Annotated in this window: 17 protein-coding genes; 8 read left to right on the forward strand and 9 right to left on the reverse strand. The window is 70.2% G+C overall.

What is annotated here, in order from left to right; translation table 11 throughout:
- Positions 1-196: 196 nt before the first annotated feature.
- A complete protein-coding gene (locus tag ACA514_RS45370; protein WP_375047710.1) occupies positions 197-664 on the forward strand; it encodes a hypothetical protein in 468 nt (155 codons plus the stop codon).
- On the opposite strand, the gene ACA514_RS45375 is transcribed toward ACA514_RS45370, so the two are convergent.
- Positions 642-1817: an erythromycin esterase family protein gene (locus ACA514_RS45375; protein WP_375047711.1), complete on the reverse strand. Its 1176-nt coding sequence runs from the start codon at positions 1815-1817 to the stop codon at positions 642-644. The genes ACA514_RS45370 and ACA514_RS45375 overlap by 23 nt on opposite strands.
- Before the next feature lie 90 nt (positions 1818-1907).
- On the opposite strand from ACA514_RS45375, the gene ACA514_RS45380 reads away from it, so the two are divergent.
- A complete protein-coding gene (locus ACA514_RS45380) occupies positions 1908-2591 on the forward strand; it encodes a TioE family transcriptional regulator (protein ID WP_375047712.1) in 684 nt (227 codons plus the stop codon).
- 109 nt (positions 2592-2700) lie between these two features.
- On the opposite strand, the gene ACA514_RS45385 is transcribed toward ACA514_RS45380, so the two are convergent.
- Together ACA514_RS45385 and ACA514_RS45390 are read right to left on the reverse strand one after the other, a co-directional pair.
- Positions 2701-2940 (reverse strand): DUF6069 family protein, encoded by a 240-nt coding sequence (locus tag ACA514_RS45385; protein WP_375047713.1) that lies wholly within the window; start codon positions 2938-2940, stop codon positions 2701-2703.
- Between the two features lie 129 nt (positions 2941-3069).
- Positions 3070-3939 carry a LysR family transcriptional regulator gene (locus ACA514_RS45390; protein ID WP_375047714.1) on the reverse strand — a complete coding sequence of 290 codons (870 nt, stop codon included), beginning with the start codon at positions 3937-3939 and terminating at the stop codon, positions 3070-3072.
- Positions 3940-4034: 95 nt separating this feature from the next.
- Between ACA514_RS45390 and ACA514_RS45395 the strand changes: the two genes are divergently transcribed.
- Positions 4035-4427 carry a tautomerase family protein gene (locus ACA514_RS45395; protein WP_375047715.1) on the forward strand — a complete coding sequence of 131 codons (393 nt, stop codon included), beginning with the start codon at positions 4035-4037 and terminating at the stop codon, positions 4425-4427.
- A gap of 101 nt (positions 4428-4528) precedes the next feature.
- Here ACA514_RS45395 and ACA514_RS45400 read toward each other — a convergent pair whose 3' ends face one another.
- The 5 genes from ACA514_RS45400 to ACA514_RS45420 all read right to left on the reverse strand — a co-directional run bounded on the left by ACA514_RS45400 (position 4529) and on the right by ACA514_RS45420 (position 9228).
- Positions 4529-5224 (reverse strand): response regulator transcription factor, encoded by a 696-nt coding sequence (locus tag ACA514_RS45400; protein WP_375047716.1) that lies wholly within the window; start codon positions 5222-5224, stop codon positions 4529-4531.
- A gap of 105 nt (positions 5225-5329) precedes the next feature.
- A complete protein-coding gene (locus ACA514_RS45405; RefSeq protein WP_375047717.1) occupies positions 5330-6313 on the reverse strand; it encodes a D-alanine--D-alanine ligase in 984 nt (327 codons plus the stop codon).
- A complete protein-coding gene (gene alr, locus ACA514_RS45410; protein WP_375047718.1) occupies positions 6310-7440 on the reverse strand; it encodes an alanine racemase in 1131 nt (376 codons plus the stop codon). The genes ACA514_RS45405 and alr overlap by 4 nt, the downstream gene beginning before the upstream one ends.
- Positions 7437-8024, reverse strand: a complete 588-nt coding sequence (locus ACA514_RS45415) for a M15 family metallopeptidase (RefSeq protein WP_375047719.1) — start codon at positions 8022-8024, stop codon at positions 7437-7439. Before ACA514_RS45415 ends, alr begins: the two co-directional genes overlap by 4 nt.
- 337 nt (positions 8025-8361) lie before the next feature.
- Positions 8362-9228 (reverse strand): aldo/keto reductase family oxidoreductase, encoded by an 867-nt coding sequence (locus ACA514_RS45420; protein WP_375047721.1) that lies wholly within the window; start codon positions 9226-9228, stop codon positions 8362-8364.
- Between the two features lie 138 nt (positions 9229-9366).
- On the opposite strand from ACA514_RS45420, the gene ACA514_RS45425 reads away from it, so the two are divergent.
- A complete protein-coding gene (locus ACA514_RS45425) occupies positions 9367-9810 on the forward strand; it encodes a winged helix-turn-helix transcriptional regulator (protein ID WP_375047722.1) in 444 nt (147 codons plus the stop codon).
- A gap of 312 nt (positions 9811-10122) precedes the next feature.
- On the opposite strand, the gene ACA514_RS45430 is transcribed toward ACA514_RS45425, so the two are convergent.
- Positions 10123-10632, reverse strand: a complete 510-nt coding sequence (locus ACA514_RS45430) for a winged helix-turn-helix transcriptional regulator (protein WP_375047723.1) — start codon at positions 10630-10632, stop codon at positions 10123-10125.
- 71 nt (positions 10633-10703) lie between these two features.
- Between ACA514_RS45430 and ACA514_RS45435 the strand changes: the two genes are divergently transcribed.
- The 4 genes from ACA514_RS45435 to ACA514_RS45450 all read left to right on the forward strand — a co-directional run bounded on the left by ACA514_RS45435 (position 10704) and on the right by ACA514_RS45450 (position 12943).
- A complete protein-coding gene (locus tag ACA514_RS45435) occupies positions 10704-11468 on the forward strand; it encodes a class I SAM-dependent methyltransferase (RefSeq protein WP_375047724.1) in 765 nt (254 codons plus the stop codon).
- A 114-nt stretch (positions 11469-11582) separates the two neighbouring features.
- Complete coding sequence (locus tag ACA514_RS45440) at positions 11583-11762, forward strand: CopG family transcriptional regulator (protein WP_375047725.1); 180 nt, start codon at positions 11583-11585, stop codon at positions 11760-11762.
- A 1-nt stretch (position 11763) separates the two neighbouring features.
- Positions 11764-12108, forward strand: coding sequence for a VOC family protein (locus ACA514_RS45445; protein WP_375047726.1), 345 nt, complete (start codon positions 11764-11766; stop codon positions 12106-12108).
- A 106-nt stretch (positions 12109-12214) separates the two neighbouring features.
- Entirely contained in the window at positions 12215-12943 is a 729-nt protein-coding gene (locus ACA514_RS45450; RefSeq protein WP_375047727.1) for a hemerythrin domain-containing protein, read from the forward strand.
- Positions 12944-12952: the final 9 nt, after the last annotated feature.

Here is a 12952-nt window from a genome sequence, read left to right on the forward strand (position 1 = left end):
CAGGGGCGAGGTAGCAGAACGTGACGCCCTGGTCGGGGCACGCCCGGGATCCCGGCCGTGGACGTCCGTGCCGAGCGTGGGCCGGAACGCGCTCCGCGCAGGCACGACTGAGCAGTCAGCGATTTCGGTGGCCCGGGTGCCACCGCCTCACCGCCGAGGAGGCCGGATACCGGCAGATCCGTCCAGCTCACCCGCATTGCGCGCCTCCGACGCGGACAGCGCACTCACCCTGCCGGCCGCCGAACTGCTCACCATCACCGAGAAGCACGGCACCGTCCGCCGCGACGGCCGGTGGAGGCTGCCGCACCGGCTGGCGCTGCGCACCGCGTGGTGCGACGTGACACTGGACCGGACCAGTGCGGTGCGCAGCGCCCCCGAGTTGGTCATCGAGCTGCGGGTGGGTGGCGGCAACGTGGGGGTGGTCCTCGCGCCGGGCATGGTGGTGGACGCCAATGAGCTGTCGGTGCGGCACAGCGGCCTGGCGATCGGCAGGGACGCGGACGACGACACGCCGGAGACGCTGCACGTCCGCCTAGTGGGCCGGATCCGGCACGGCCGGCTCGACGCCCGGTGGCAGGCGGCTCCGCCCGCCGCTTCGGCACCGGCAGCGTGTCACGCCCAGCCTGACGCGCACACGCCTGTCACCCCAGCTTTCCCAGCTTGACGGCCTGCTTGAGGAAGACGACGCCGTCGATCGCGTCGAGGTGTGCCGGGTCCAGCGGGAAATAGGCGAAATCGCGGGAGACGCGCGGGACGGGCTTCGTGATGGCCTCGCTCATGCGGCGGGCATCGATGAGGCAGCGGTCCCACGGGAGGGTGGACAGGACGCCCTCGATGGTGTCCGGGGGAGGGGTGTCGTCGCCGGCCGTGCCGAGGGCCGAGGCCAGGAACGCGTACCGGTCGCCCAGGTACGTCCCGGCGATCGCGCCCGCGCTCCACCACTCCAGCTGCTGGTCGCCGAACGGCATGACGCTCTTGTTCCGCTGCAGGTGGAGGTTGGAGGCGAAGACCAAGGCGGGGCCCTGCTCGGCGATGGCACGCAGGTTGTCGGCCATCATCGCGTCGCGCAGGGCCGACAGCCGGGTCCACCGTGCCGGGGACGTGTCGGCCATCCAGTAGTGGTACCGGAGCAGGCCGACGGCGGTGCGCCCGTACAGTGCCGCCCGCTCCGCGTCCTCCGCACTCAACTGCGGAACCTGCGTGTGCAGCAGCGCCACCAGGTCGTCGGCGATCAGTCGCAGCCGCTGGGCGTCCGGGGACCGGCCGATCGACTGGGACGGGTCCATCGCCGTGGCCTCGTTCGACCACCGGTCGTCCGGGCCGAGCAGCGTGTCCAGGGCTTCCCTGGTGACGATAGTGCGGGGGAGCGGTCCGTCGAGGAGGGCGTAGAGGGCGGTGAGCGCTTGGCGCGGGCTCTCGGCCCAGTACTCAAGCGGGCCGTCGAACCCGAAGAAGCGGAGCTTTTCGTCGTGCTCCTCGTTGTACGCGCGCATCCAGCGCACGAGTTCTCGGTTGGCCGGGAAGGCGCCGAAGTTGTGGCTGAAGCCGCGTTCCATGACGTCATCGAGTGAGCCCGCACCCGTCGTGATGTAGTCGTCCACCACGAGGCCCCTGAGGCAGTCGCTCTCGATGGCGAACGACCGGTAGCCCTCGCGCTCGACCAGATGCCGGAACATCTCGTTGCGCGATTCACCCAGCTCCCCGACGAGGTGCCGGGCCTCGCCCAGACCGAGCAGCAGGGGCTCGGCGGGAAGCGACCGGAGGAACGCCGAGATGCCCGCGCCGTTGAGCGCGCGGGCCGTGTCCGTGATTTTCATGCCTTTAACGCTATCGTTGAACCTTCGGTGTAAACTTTTCGCGGAAATCCTCCCTCTCACCGCGATGGACTCTCAATCGGTGATGCATCCATGAGGCCAGTGGACCTGGCGCGCGAGCACCGCCTGTCGACGCAGGCGATCAGGAACTACGAGGACGCCGGCGTCCTGCCCGCGGCCGAACGCACCGTCCACGGCTACCGCACCTACACCCCGCTGCACGCGCTGGCCCTGCGCGCGTTCCTCGCCCTGGTTCCGGGGCACGGCCACCGGACCGCCACGTCGATCATGCAGGCGGTCAACCGCGGTGCCACCGAGGACGCGCTGCGGCTCATCGACGAGAGCCACGGCCAGCTCCTCGACGACCGACGCACCCTCCAGGCCGTCGAAGCCGCGCTCCGCGATCTGGCGCCCATGCCGCACGAGCGCGGCGACACGTTCATCGGCCCGCTGGCCAAGCGGCTCGGCATCCGCCCGGCCACCCTGCGCAAATGGGAGAGCGCCGGGCTGGTCCAGCCGCGCCGCGACCCGCAGACCGCCTACCGGATCTACAGCGCGGCCGACGTGCGCGACGTCCGGCTGGCCCACCAGCTCAGGCGGGGCGGCTACCTGCTGGAGCAGATCGCCCCGCTGATCGCCCAGGTCCGCTCCGCCGGAGGCGTCGCGCCGCTGGAGTCGACCCTGCGCGACTGGCAGGCCCGCCTGTCCGCCCGGGGCCGCGCCATGCTCGAGGGCGCCGCCGACCTGGACACCTACCTTCGCGCTCGCGAACCCTGAGGCCGGGTCACGACCACAGCAGGACCAGCAAAGGAAGGAAACACGTATCGGCGCCGGGGCTTTTCGCCTTACCGGGGGGTCGGCATTGGACGGAATGACGGCCGCGGTGTCAGCGGGTGCGGGCGGGCAGGCGGCCGGCCACGAGGACGGCCCTGGTCGACGGTGCCGCCGAGACGACGAGGTCGGGCACGACCGACAGCACCGTGAGAGCGGCGGTCACCGCCACGAACGTGCGCCTGGGGAGGCGGGCCCGGCGCCGCAGCGCCGCAGCCAGCACGATGCCGATCGCGGCGCACGCCAGTGTCAGTTGGGTGAAGCCGAGCAGCGGGATCGGTTCGCCGCCGATCACACGTCGTCTCGAAACTGCGGCTCGGCCGCTGCGGCGGTTCGGTTCCAGATAGCCGGACCAGGCAGGTTCCCGGTCCGACGGCGCGGCATCGGGCAGGACTTGATCCCCGCAACCTCGCGGTGGTGGCGGTCAGTGTCCTGCTGTGGCGCGCAGGGCGGAGGCGAAGGTGCGCAGCGCCCTGCGAGCGGCCGGCTCGGACGGGCGTGATTGCAGGACGACGCTGCGGGTGGGCAGCGGGGGCAGGCCGAGTGATTCGCCCATGTCCATGGTGCCGGGCGGGGCCACGCGCGGGCTGAGCGCCGCCACGGCCAAGCCTGCTGCCGCGGCGGCGCCGATGGTCGCGAGGCCGCCGCCCACGAACACCTCTTGCCAGGCGATGCCCGCTTCGTTCAGCGCGGTCACCGCCATCTGGTGCACATGGCATGACTCGGCCTGCAGGGCGAGGCGCAGAGGCTCGCCGGAGCGGTGTTCGAAGTCGGACGAGGCCATCCAGCCGAAGGACTCCTCCATCAGGACTTCACCGTCGGTGCGGCGGCCCTCGTGGTGCAACACGATGGCCGCGTCCAGTGCACCGCTGTCGAACATGTCGAGGAGCTCCCATGAGCTGGCGATGCTCACCTCCAGCGTCAGGTCCGGCTCTGCTCGCCCTATCTGGCGCAGGAAGTGGGGCAGTTCGGCGCCGACGACGTGGTGGCTCATGCCGATCGTTAGGCGTTGCCGCTGGACGCCGAACGAGCCCAGCGCGCCCGCGTGGGCGGCCAGCAGTTCACGCGCGGGCCCGAGGAAGGCGGCGCCGTCCTGCGACAGGCGGACCAGGCGGGGCGTACGGTCCAGCAGGCGGCGGCCCAAGGCGTCCTCCAGCCGCTTGATCTTCAGGCTCACGGCGGACTGCGTGGAGTCCATCGCCTCCGCCGCGCGCGTGAAGCTCTTCATCTCGGCGGTCAGCACGAAGGCCTGCACAGCGTCCAGGGCGAGCATCTTCATCGGCACACCGATCATTGGAATATTTAATGACTGAAATATCTTAAGATGGCTTTTTTGAATGATCAAGTGATGGCTACGCTGCGAACCGTCCCGAGGAACGGAGTCAGACCATGCCCTTGGTCCAGGTGTCGTTGCGGCGAGGCAAGTCCGCCGTGTACCACCAAGCCCTCTTCGAGGGCGTCTACCGCGCCATGCGCGAGACCTTCGACGTGCCGGAAGACGACCGCTTCATGACGATCACCGAGCACGACAGCAGCACCTTCAGCGTCAGCCCCACCTACTACGGCGTCGAACGGAGCGACGAGGTGGTCATCATCCGGATCACCGCCAACAACACGCGCGGTCTCGCCCAGAAGCAGGCGCTCTACCTGCGCATCGTCGAACTCTTGCAGGCGAACCCCGGCGTGCGCCCCGAAGACGTGTTCATCAATCTTGTGGAAGTACTGCCGGAGAACTGGTCGTTCGGCCATGGCATCGCGCAGTACGCGGTGCAGCAGGGCTGAGGGGAACGGTTCGCTCCGAGCCTTCTGCGTTCCGGCGCCATGTGACGGCACCATATGGCGCCGTCACATGGCGCGGACAGTTTGGACATGTCGCCGGGCGCCTAGGCATCAGGGTTGGCGGGGGCGGCGGTGTCCTCGCCGGTGTCGATTCGGTAGCCGACGCCGGGCACCGTGGCGATGAGCCATGGTTCGCCGAGTCGCTTGCGCAGGGCGGAGACCGTGATGCGGACGGCGTTGGTGAAGGGGTTGGCGTTCTCGTCCCAGGCCCGCTCCAGTAGCTCCTCGGCGCTGACGACACCGCCTTCGGCGGAGACGAGGACTTCCAGCACGGCGAACTGCTTGCGGGTGAGCGCGACGTAGCGTCCGTCGCGGAAGACCTCCCGGCGGAAGGGGTCCAGCCGGAGGCCCGCGATCTCCATGACCGGGGGCCGGGTGTACGCGCGCCTGCGGTCCAGCGCTCTGAGCCGCATGACGAGCTCCCGAAGCTCGAACGGTTTGGTGAGGTAGTCGTCGGCGCCGAGCTCGAACCCGGAGACCTTGTCGTCGATCCGGTCGGCGGCGGTGAGCATGAGGATCGGGATGCCGCTGCCGGAGGCGACGATCCGCCGGGCGATCTCGTCGCCGGAGGGGCCGGGAATGTCGCGGTCGAGGACCGCGAGATCGTAGGAATTGACGCTGAGCAGTTCCAGCGCGGAGTTGCCGTCGCCGGCGATGTCGGCGGCGATCGCCTCCAGCCGGAGACCGTCACGGACGGCCTCGGCCAGGTAGGGCTCGTCCTCCACGATCAGCACGCGCATACCTCAAGCCTAAGCAGCACCGCATATCGCCGACGTATGCGTACCGACACGTTCCCGGCGCAGTGACCATGATAGGGCCCGCCTCCGCCACGATGTCTGAGCACTTCACACGCTCAAGCCCTGGTTCGTGGGTCCGGGCACGGTGGCAGCGTCGACCAGGCGCGCGACCAGGTGCTCGTAGGGCAGTCCGGCTGCGGCGAACATTCTCGGCACCTGGGACTCGGCCGTCATTCCCGGCATGGTGTTGACCTCGTTGAGGACGGGCCCGTGATCGGTGAGGAAGAAGTCGATGCGGGCGACACCGGCGCAGCCGAGCGCGTCGAACATCCGCAGCGCCGCCCCGGTCAGGGCTGCCCGGTCTCTGTCGCCGATGTCGGCGGGCACGCTGAACCGCGCGGAGCCGTCGTATTTCGACTGGGTGTCGAACGGGCCGGTGGTGTGGATCTCCAGCGGTGGCGGCGCCCATCGGCGGCCGTCGGCCTCACGCAGGACGGCCACGTCGATCTCCCGGCCCTGGACGGCGTCCTCGATCAGGATCCGGTCGTCGAATCGCGCCGCGCTGCGCAGCGCGTCGCGCAGTTCGGAGGCGTCGCGTGCCAGGGCGACACCGAAGCTCGACCCGGCCGAGGCCGGCTTCACCACCGCGTCCGTCTCGAATTCGACACCGGTGATCTCCGTCGCCGCCACCAGCCGGCCGGGAGCGGTGCGGATCCCGACGGCCTCCGCCACGAGCTTGGTCGCCCACTTGTCCATGCCGAGCGCTCCAGCGCGCAGGCCCGAGCCGACCATCGGCGTGTGGGTGAGGGCGCACAACGCCGCGAGCGTCCCGTCCTCGCCGAACGGGCCGTGGACTGCGGGGAAGACGACGTCGGTACGTTCAATGACGCCCAGTGCCGCCGCCACGGAACCGATGGCCCGCGATCCGAGCGCGTCCGCTCCTCGCCTCCAGGTCCCGTCGCGGTCGATCGTCAGCTCCTCCACGTCGAATCCGCTGGCGCGCAGCGCCTTTGCGACCGCCGCGGCGGTGGCCAGGGAGACGTCGTGTTCGGCGTTCTCTCCGCCGCCGATCACCGCGATTCGCCGTGTCATGCGGTGCTCCTTTTCACGCGCGGCCCGATGCCGGTGACGATGGTGTGCGGAATGGTCCCGGCCCAGCGGGCCCAGTCCTGGATGGTCGGGACCGCGTCCCCACCCGGGCCGAACACGGTCGCGGACGTGCCGGCAGAGAACGATTCGGCACCGGTGTCGATCACGATCTGGTCCATCGAGACCCGTCCGACGACCGGGAAACGGCGCCCGCGGATCTCGACGCCGGCCTGGGGCGAGATCTCTCGGGGTATTCCGTCGGCGTAACCGATGGGAAGGACGCTCAGATGGGTGGCGCGATCGGTGACATACGTGCCGTCGTAACCGACCGGCGTGCCGGCCTCAACCGCCGCCGTGTGCACGATCGGTGCGGTCAGACGGGACGCGCCGTGCATCATCACGGTCCCGGAGGGATCGATGCCGACCAGTCCCGCCCCGACGCGGACCATGCCGAAGTGCGTCGCCGGGTCGTTCAGCGTCCCCGATGTGGCCGCAAGATGGGCAAGCGGCGAACCGAGCCCCGCCGCCCGGATCGCCTGCTGCGCGTCGCGCATGCCAGCGACCGCCGGCGCGTTCGCCGCAGGGTCGGCCTGGTCGGCCAGCGGAAGATGCCCCATGACGCCCACGACGCGGACCCTCCGAGCCCGTTGACCACGCTGAGCGAGAGCGATCAGCTCGTGCCACTGCCGGCGGGGGCAGCCGCCCCGGGACATCCCGGTGTCGACATGGAGATGAATCCGCACCGTTGACGCGGCTTGCGCAAGAAGCGCGCCGAGTTCGTCCACCGACCCGACCGCGACATCGACCCTGTCGGCCGCCGCCGCCTCGGCGTCGATCCCGGAGGGGTGCAGCCAGGTGAGGATCGGCGCCGCCAACCCTGCGGCGCGCAGCGCAGAAGCCTCCGTGACGCTCGTCGTCCCGAGCCACCCGGCACCGGCTGCGACGGCGGCTCTGGCGACCGTGACGGCACCGTGGCCGTAACCGTCGGCTTTGACCACGGCCATGATCGTGCTTCGGGTCCGTGCGCGAATCTCGACCACGTTCGCGGCCACCGCCACCGGGAGCGTCCGCAAGGTCGGCGGTCGAAAGGTGCTCGATCGGCTCTGAAGCGCGATCGGGGCCCGGTTCACGGCTGCATCCTCGGGTCCTCGGTCGGATCCGCATACATCGGCGGGCAACCGTCGTCGACGGCATCGGGACGCAGTTCGTAATGCCATGGTTCATTGCGGTAGATCTGACAGAGCCCGTACGCGGCGCCGTGCTCGGAAAGCCAAACCGCGGCATTGGGCGGGCCGATGTCGACCGCTTCACCCGACACATGAGCAGACGTCTCCGGAGTGGCCACCCATCGCGCGGCCTCTTCCTGGGAGCCGTACTTGGCGACGGCGTCCTGCAACAACCGCTGCTGATACTCGGGCGACCGCCAACCACTGTTGACCCGAAACCGGACGCCGTCGGCTTCCGCGTCCATCGCCGCCCGACGCAAGGCGTCGAGGAGATCCGGGGTGAGTTTGCCCACGCCCGGCATCTCCTCGTCGAAGACCGAGACCGACACCCCGTCGGGAATGGCACCGTCGCTCTCGTCCAGCGTGGTGTGCCTGCTGCTCGACAGATCGACTTCGGCCGACGAACTCGACGGAGCGAACGCGACGAACGGCCACTGCACGGCGAACGCAGCGATCGCTGCACCGAGGACCGCCACACCGACGAGCACGACCCCGCCCGTACGATGAGCCGGCGTTGACAGTGATGCGCTGTGGTCCATGCCCCCACTGAACGCGGAAGGCTGTTGTGGCGGCGTATGCGGTTTTCGATACGCCCGCGATACACGGAATTCCCATCATTTAGGAATTGGCGCAAGATGGCCCCGCCGCTCGTACTCCTCCCCGGGTGGTGAGCGACACTCGCAACCCCACGCGACCAGGACACTGATCAACCCGCCACCACCACAGCGCCCCTGGACAGCTACGGCGCCCCAGTACGAGAAGGCGCTTGCCGCGCACTCCGACGATCCGTCCACGTCCGCCCCGCTGAGTCGTCCTGCAGTTACTTCATTGGTGGCCGATCTTGTCGAGTTCGGTGAGGTCTTCGGGGGAGAGGCGGAGTCCCGCGCCGGTGACGTTCTCGCGGAGGTGCGCCGTTGAGGAGGTTCCGGGGATGAGCAGGATGTTCGGGGACCGCTGCAGTAGCCAGGCCAGGGCGACGGACAACGGGGTGGCGTCCAGCCGGGCGGCCACAGCGGAGAGCGCCGAGGACTGCAGGGGGTTGAAGCCGCCGAGCGGGAAGAAGGGCACGTAGGCGATGCCCTGTTCGGCGAGTTCGTCGATCAGCTTGTCGTCCTGGCGGTAGGCGAGGTTGTACATGTTCTGCACGCACACGATCGGTGCGATCGCGCGTGCCTCGGCGACCTGCTCCGCCGTCGCGTTGCTCACGCCGAGCTGCCGGATCAAGCCCTGCTGCTGGAGTTCGACGAGTGTTCCGAGTGCTTCGGCGACGGACTCGGGCCGAGGCCCCTCGGCGTTGCCGAGCCGGAGGTTGACCAGGTCGAGCGCCTCGAGGCCGAGATCTTCCAGGTTCTCGTGGACGGCGCGACGCAGCTCCTCGGGCTTGCGGGCCGGGGGCCAGCCGCCCTGCCGGTCGCGGTCGGCGCCGACCTTGGTCACGATGTGCAGCGCTTCGGGATAGGGGTGCAGGGCTTCTCGGATGAGCTGGTTGGTGAAGCGCGGCCCGTAGGCGCCGGCGGTGTCGATGTGCGTGATCCCGAGGTCCCTGACCTCGCGGAGGACGGCGAGTGCGGCATCGCGGTCGGCCGGCGGGCCCATGACGCCGGGGCCGGCGAGCTGCATGGCGCCGTAGCCGAATCGGGAGACGGACAGGTCGCCCAAGGTCCAGGTGCCGCCGGGAAGGGAGGAGGACATGCTCTTACCTCTGTCTTTTCGTGGTCTGCTGCGAAGGCGCCTTGCGGCCCTCGACACCATCTTTTGGGGCGTAACCTTCTGGAGGGAAGTAGGCACCTGAAAGTGCGTAGGGAACCTCGAGGGCGGATGGAGGGGCCTGTGGCGACAGCGACGGCGGCCCAGCAGCGGGCACATTCCAAGGTGGAGTACGACGCTTTCCTGGCGGCGTGTCCGAGCCGGGACCTGCTCAACCGGATCTCCGGCAAGTGGGTCGCCCTGATCTTCGCCGCCCTTGGCAGCGACGGCCCACGTCAGCCAGGTGATGTCTGCGCCGGCGAGCCGCGGCCGATGCGCTACTCGGAGCTGTCGCGCACGCTGACGGGTGTCAGTCAGAAGATGCTCACCCAGACGCTGCGCTCGCTGGAGCGCGACGGACTGGTGAGCCGCGCCGTGGTGCCTACCGTGCCCGTCACGGTCACCTACGAGCTGACCGACCTGGGCATCTCCTTGCACCACATGGTGCGCGGGTTGAAGAGCTGGGCCGAGACCCACATGGACGACGTGATCGCCAACCGCGCGACGTACGACACCAGGACTGACTGAACGACGGCCCCGGCTCGCATCCCGCTGGTCCCGCCGCTGGATCGCTACGGCCGCGCCGGAGTGTCCGGGCTTGCCCGCCGAGTGTCGATCGGCTTCCGTGACCACTCCTGCCGCGGTTGTTGCGCCGGCGAGTTCCACCATGCCCGGCTCGGCGCCGACAGCGGTGACCCGGGCGCCCCTCGCGCCCGCCCCGACCAGATCGGACGGGCACTGTCATCCAACTCGGTCACACCCACCCCTTGGACCGACCACATCACGGGCGAGACCGGACGGTAACCGACCGCCCGGGCCGTCGACCAACGCCTTTCCCCGTCATTCGGGGGGCTGCCTGGCCGCGAGAAGAGGGCCGATCACCTGGGTGCCCGGGCCGACGCGGCCGCCGGGGCCGGGGAGCTGGGTGGTGTTGTCGACGGTGAGCGCGTGGCCGCAGTGCGCGCACGCCATCACCGGCTCGGTGTCGTGCCCGCACTCCAGATGGCGGATGCGCAGCGGCGGCCCGGACTCCCCGCTGTGCCAGCGGTCGCCCCACCGCATCAGGGCGAGCAGGACGGGATACAGCTCCTCGCCCTTCGGCGTCGCGAGGTAGTGCTCGCGCGGCGGACGGTCCTGGTAGCGCTCGCGGGTCAGGACGTCCTCCTCCACCAGCCGCGACAGCCTGGCCGCCAGCACTTTGCGCGAGATGCCCAGGTCGCGGGCCAGGTCGTCGAATCGGGTCACGCCCATCAGGACGTCCCGCATGATCAGCGCCGTCCATGCGTCGGCGAACAGATCGGTCGCGCGCGCGATCGAGCACGCGACATCGGCGAGGGAGGTTCTGGTCACCCCCCGAGGCTACCTGAGTTCCCTTAGGGCACTAGTGTGGGTTTCCTTAGGGAACCAAAGAGGAGGACGTCGTGGCTCCGATCATCGAACTCGACTCGCGGACGCCCGGGGCGGTCGACGGCCGGCACATCCGCGCCCTCGCCTTCCAGGAGGTGCGCCTCGAGTACCTGACCTCGACCCTGCGCCGGCTCGGCATCGCCCCCGCCGGCCGGCGCGCGTTGGTCATCGGCAGCGGACGCGGCCTCCTTGCCCGGAGCCTGGCCGGGCTCGGCTTCGACGTCGTCGCCCTCGACCCGTCCTCGGACGCGACCGACCTGGCGCGGCGGGCGTCCCAGGGTGAGGCCGTCGAATACGTCACGGCGCCTGCGGAAGCCCCCGGCCTCGCGGGCGAATCCTTCGACGTCGTCTTCTGCGCCGACACCTTCGAGATCACCGACGCCCTCGACAGGGTCGTCGGGCACGCCTCACGCCTGCTGCGGCCCGACGGCGTCCTGTTCTACGACACGGTGAACCGGACGCCGGTGTCCCGGCTGATCTACCTGTGGGCCTTCCAGTCGTCGCCGTTCACGCGGATCATGCCCCGTGATCGCTACACGGCCGCGCGGCTGCGCACACCCGAGGAGGTCCGGGCCGCACTCGCCGCGCACGGCCTGCGCAACGAGGACGTCTGCTCCTTCAAGCCCAAGAGCGTCCTCGGCCTCGTCCGCGCCATCATCGCCCGCCGGAGCGGGAAGATCACCGATGGGGAGGTCCCGGCGATGACCGGTTTCGTCCTCGAACCCGGCGGCAGGCCGATCGTCACCTACCTCGGGCACGCCCGTCCCCGCGAGGGCTAGAGGAGGTCCTCCGTCCTTCTCGACCGGGTGCGGCGCGTCGACAGGCCCGCAGCCGTTCGGGCGTGGCCGTGGGACGGACGTGCGACTAGCGAGTTAGTTTGCTAGCATGCTCGTGTGGGCGACGAGGACGTCAAGCAGTTCAACGTGTACCTGCCGGTCGGACTGATCAAGCAGGTCAAGCACCGCGCCATCGAGTCGGAGCTGTCACTGTCGGCGCTGGTCGCGCAGGCGCTGCGCGCCTACCTCGACGACGACGGCACGCCGCGACGGCGATCGACCGAGAAGGAGACCTGAGATGAGCACCGAGGGCATCGAGGCCGTGTTCCTGGAGACCCACAACTGGGGGAAGGCGGCCAAGTTCTTCCAGGCGCTGGGTTACGAACTGGAGTTCGCGACCGATCACAACTCCGGACAACTGCGCAACGGCGACGGCCCCTACGTCTTCATCGCCGAGATCCCCGAGGACCGGGAGCCGCAGGCGCGGATGGTGCTGAGGGTGCCCGATGCGGACGCCTTCCGCGCCGACCCGGCCGTCGAGGTGGTGTCGCCGTTCGAGGAGACGCACTACGGGACGCGGGAGATGACCGTCCGCGACCCCGACGGGCGGCTGTGGAGCCTGCAGGCCCCGCTGACGAAGTGACCCGGGGGCCGCCCCGGTCGGGAGCGGGGCGGCCCGGAGTGCTCGGCGTGAGCGAGGTCTCGGTGCCGGCACGTCACATTTCGGGGGGCTGCGGCCTCAACTTTGTATGGACGTTTCTTCGGTCGCACCGCCCGTGGCGGCGGTGCGGGGCACGGCGACGGCGCCGGGCGGCGAGCGGGCGGCCGCGGGGCTCGGCGGCGTGGCGGGCCCCGGGTTCATGGACGTGTTCGCCCACGCGGGGCACGTGGCGTTCCGCAGAGATCTGGAGCGGCTGGCGGCGGCCGCGGCGGCGGGCAGGGCTCGCGCTCCGCTGGTGCGGGCGGGCTGGGAGAACCTGAAGGAGCAGCTGCGCCTGCACAACGAGCTGCAGGAGAGCGTGTTGTTGCCGCGGGTGGAACGCGCGGTGGCCGGCCACCGCGCCGAGCTGGGGGTCGTGGCGGAGCTGCGGGCCGAGCATCCTCGGATCGAGGCGCTGGTCACGGCGGTGGACGCCGCGCTGGAGGACGACGAGCAGGGCCCCGGCGAGGTCGTCGCCGCGGTGCGGCGGCTGCGTGAGGCGCTGGAGGTGCACCTTCGGCATGAGGAGGCGGGGGCGCTGCCGCTGGCGCGGCGGGTCCTGGAGGCGGCGGACTGGGCGGCGTTCGCCGCGGGCACGGTGTCGCTGTGGGCCGCGGCGGGAGCCGGCTGCGGGGAGGGGACGGTGCCGTGGATGGTGGACGGGATCGCGCCGGTCGAGCGCAGCCGGTTCCTGACGGCGCTGCCGCGGGAGGTGCGGGAGCTGAGCCGGCTGCGGTGGGAGCCGCGTTACCGCAGGCGCCGGCTCTGGAGCGTGTGACGCCGCTCC

This window comes from Actinomadura sp. NTSP31, from assembly GCF_041951385.1.
GTDB classification, from domain to species: Bacteria; Actinomycetota; Actinomycetes; order Streptosporangiales; family Streptosporangiaceae; genus Spirillospora; species Spirillospora napierensis.

Excerpts from the sequence above, each read along its gene's own strand:
- ACA514_RS45380 (WP_375047712.1), top strand. The coding sequence starts at position 1,908 with ATGAGGCCAGTGGACCTGGCGCGCGAGCACCGCCTGTCGACGCAGGCG.
- ACA514_RS45420 (WP_375047721.1), bottom strand. The coding sequence starts at position 9,228 with ATGTCCTCCTCCCTTCCCGGCGGCACCTGGACCTTGGGCGACCTGTCC.
- ACA514_RS45375 (WP_375047711.1), bottom strand. The coding sequence starts at position 1,817 with ATGAAAATCACGGACACGGCCCGCGCGCTCAACGGCGCGGGCATCTCG.
- ACA514_RS45400 (WP_375047716.1), bottom strand. The coding sequence starts at position 5,224 with ATGCGCGTGCTGATCGTGGAGGACGAGCCCTACCTGGCCGAGGCCGTC.
- ACA514_RS45390 (WP_375047714.1), bottom strand. The coding sequence starts at position 3,939 with ATGATCGGTGTGCCGATGAAGATGCTCGCCCTGGACGCTGTGCAGGCC.
- ACA514_RS45395 (WP_375047715.1), top strand. The coding sequence starts at position 4,035 with ATGCCCTTGGTCCAGGTGTCGTTGCGGCGAGGCAAGTCCGCCGTGTAC.
- ACA514_RS45405 (WP_375047717.1), bottom strand. The coding sequence starts at position 6,313 with ATGACACGGCGAATCGCGGTGATCGGCGGCGGAGAGAACGCCGAACAC.
- ACA514_RS45450 (WP_375047727.1), top strand. The coding sequence starts at position 12,215 with ATGGACGTTTCTTCGGTCGCACCGCCCGTGGCGGCGGTGCGGGGCACG.
- ACA514_RS45445 (WP_375047726.1), top strand. The coding sequence starts at position 11,764 with ATGAGCACCGAGGGCATCGAGGCCGTGTTCCTGGAGACCCACAACTGG.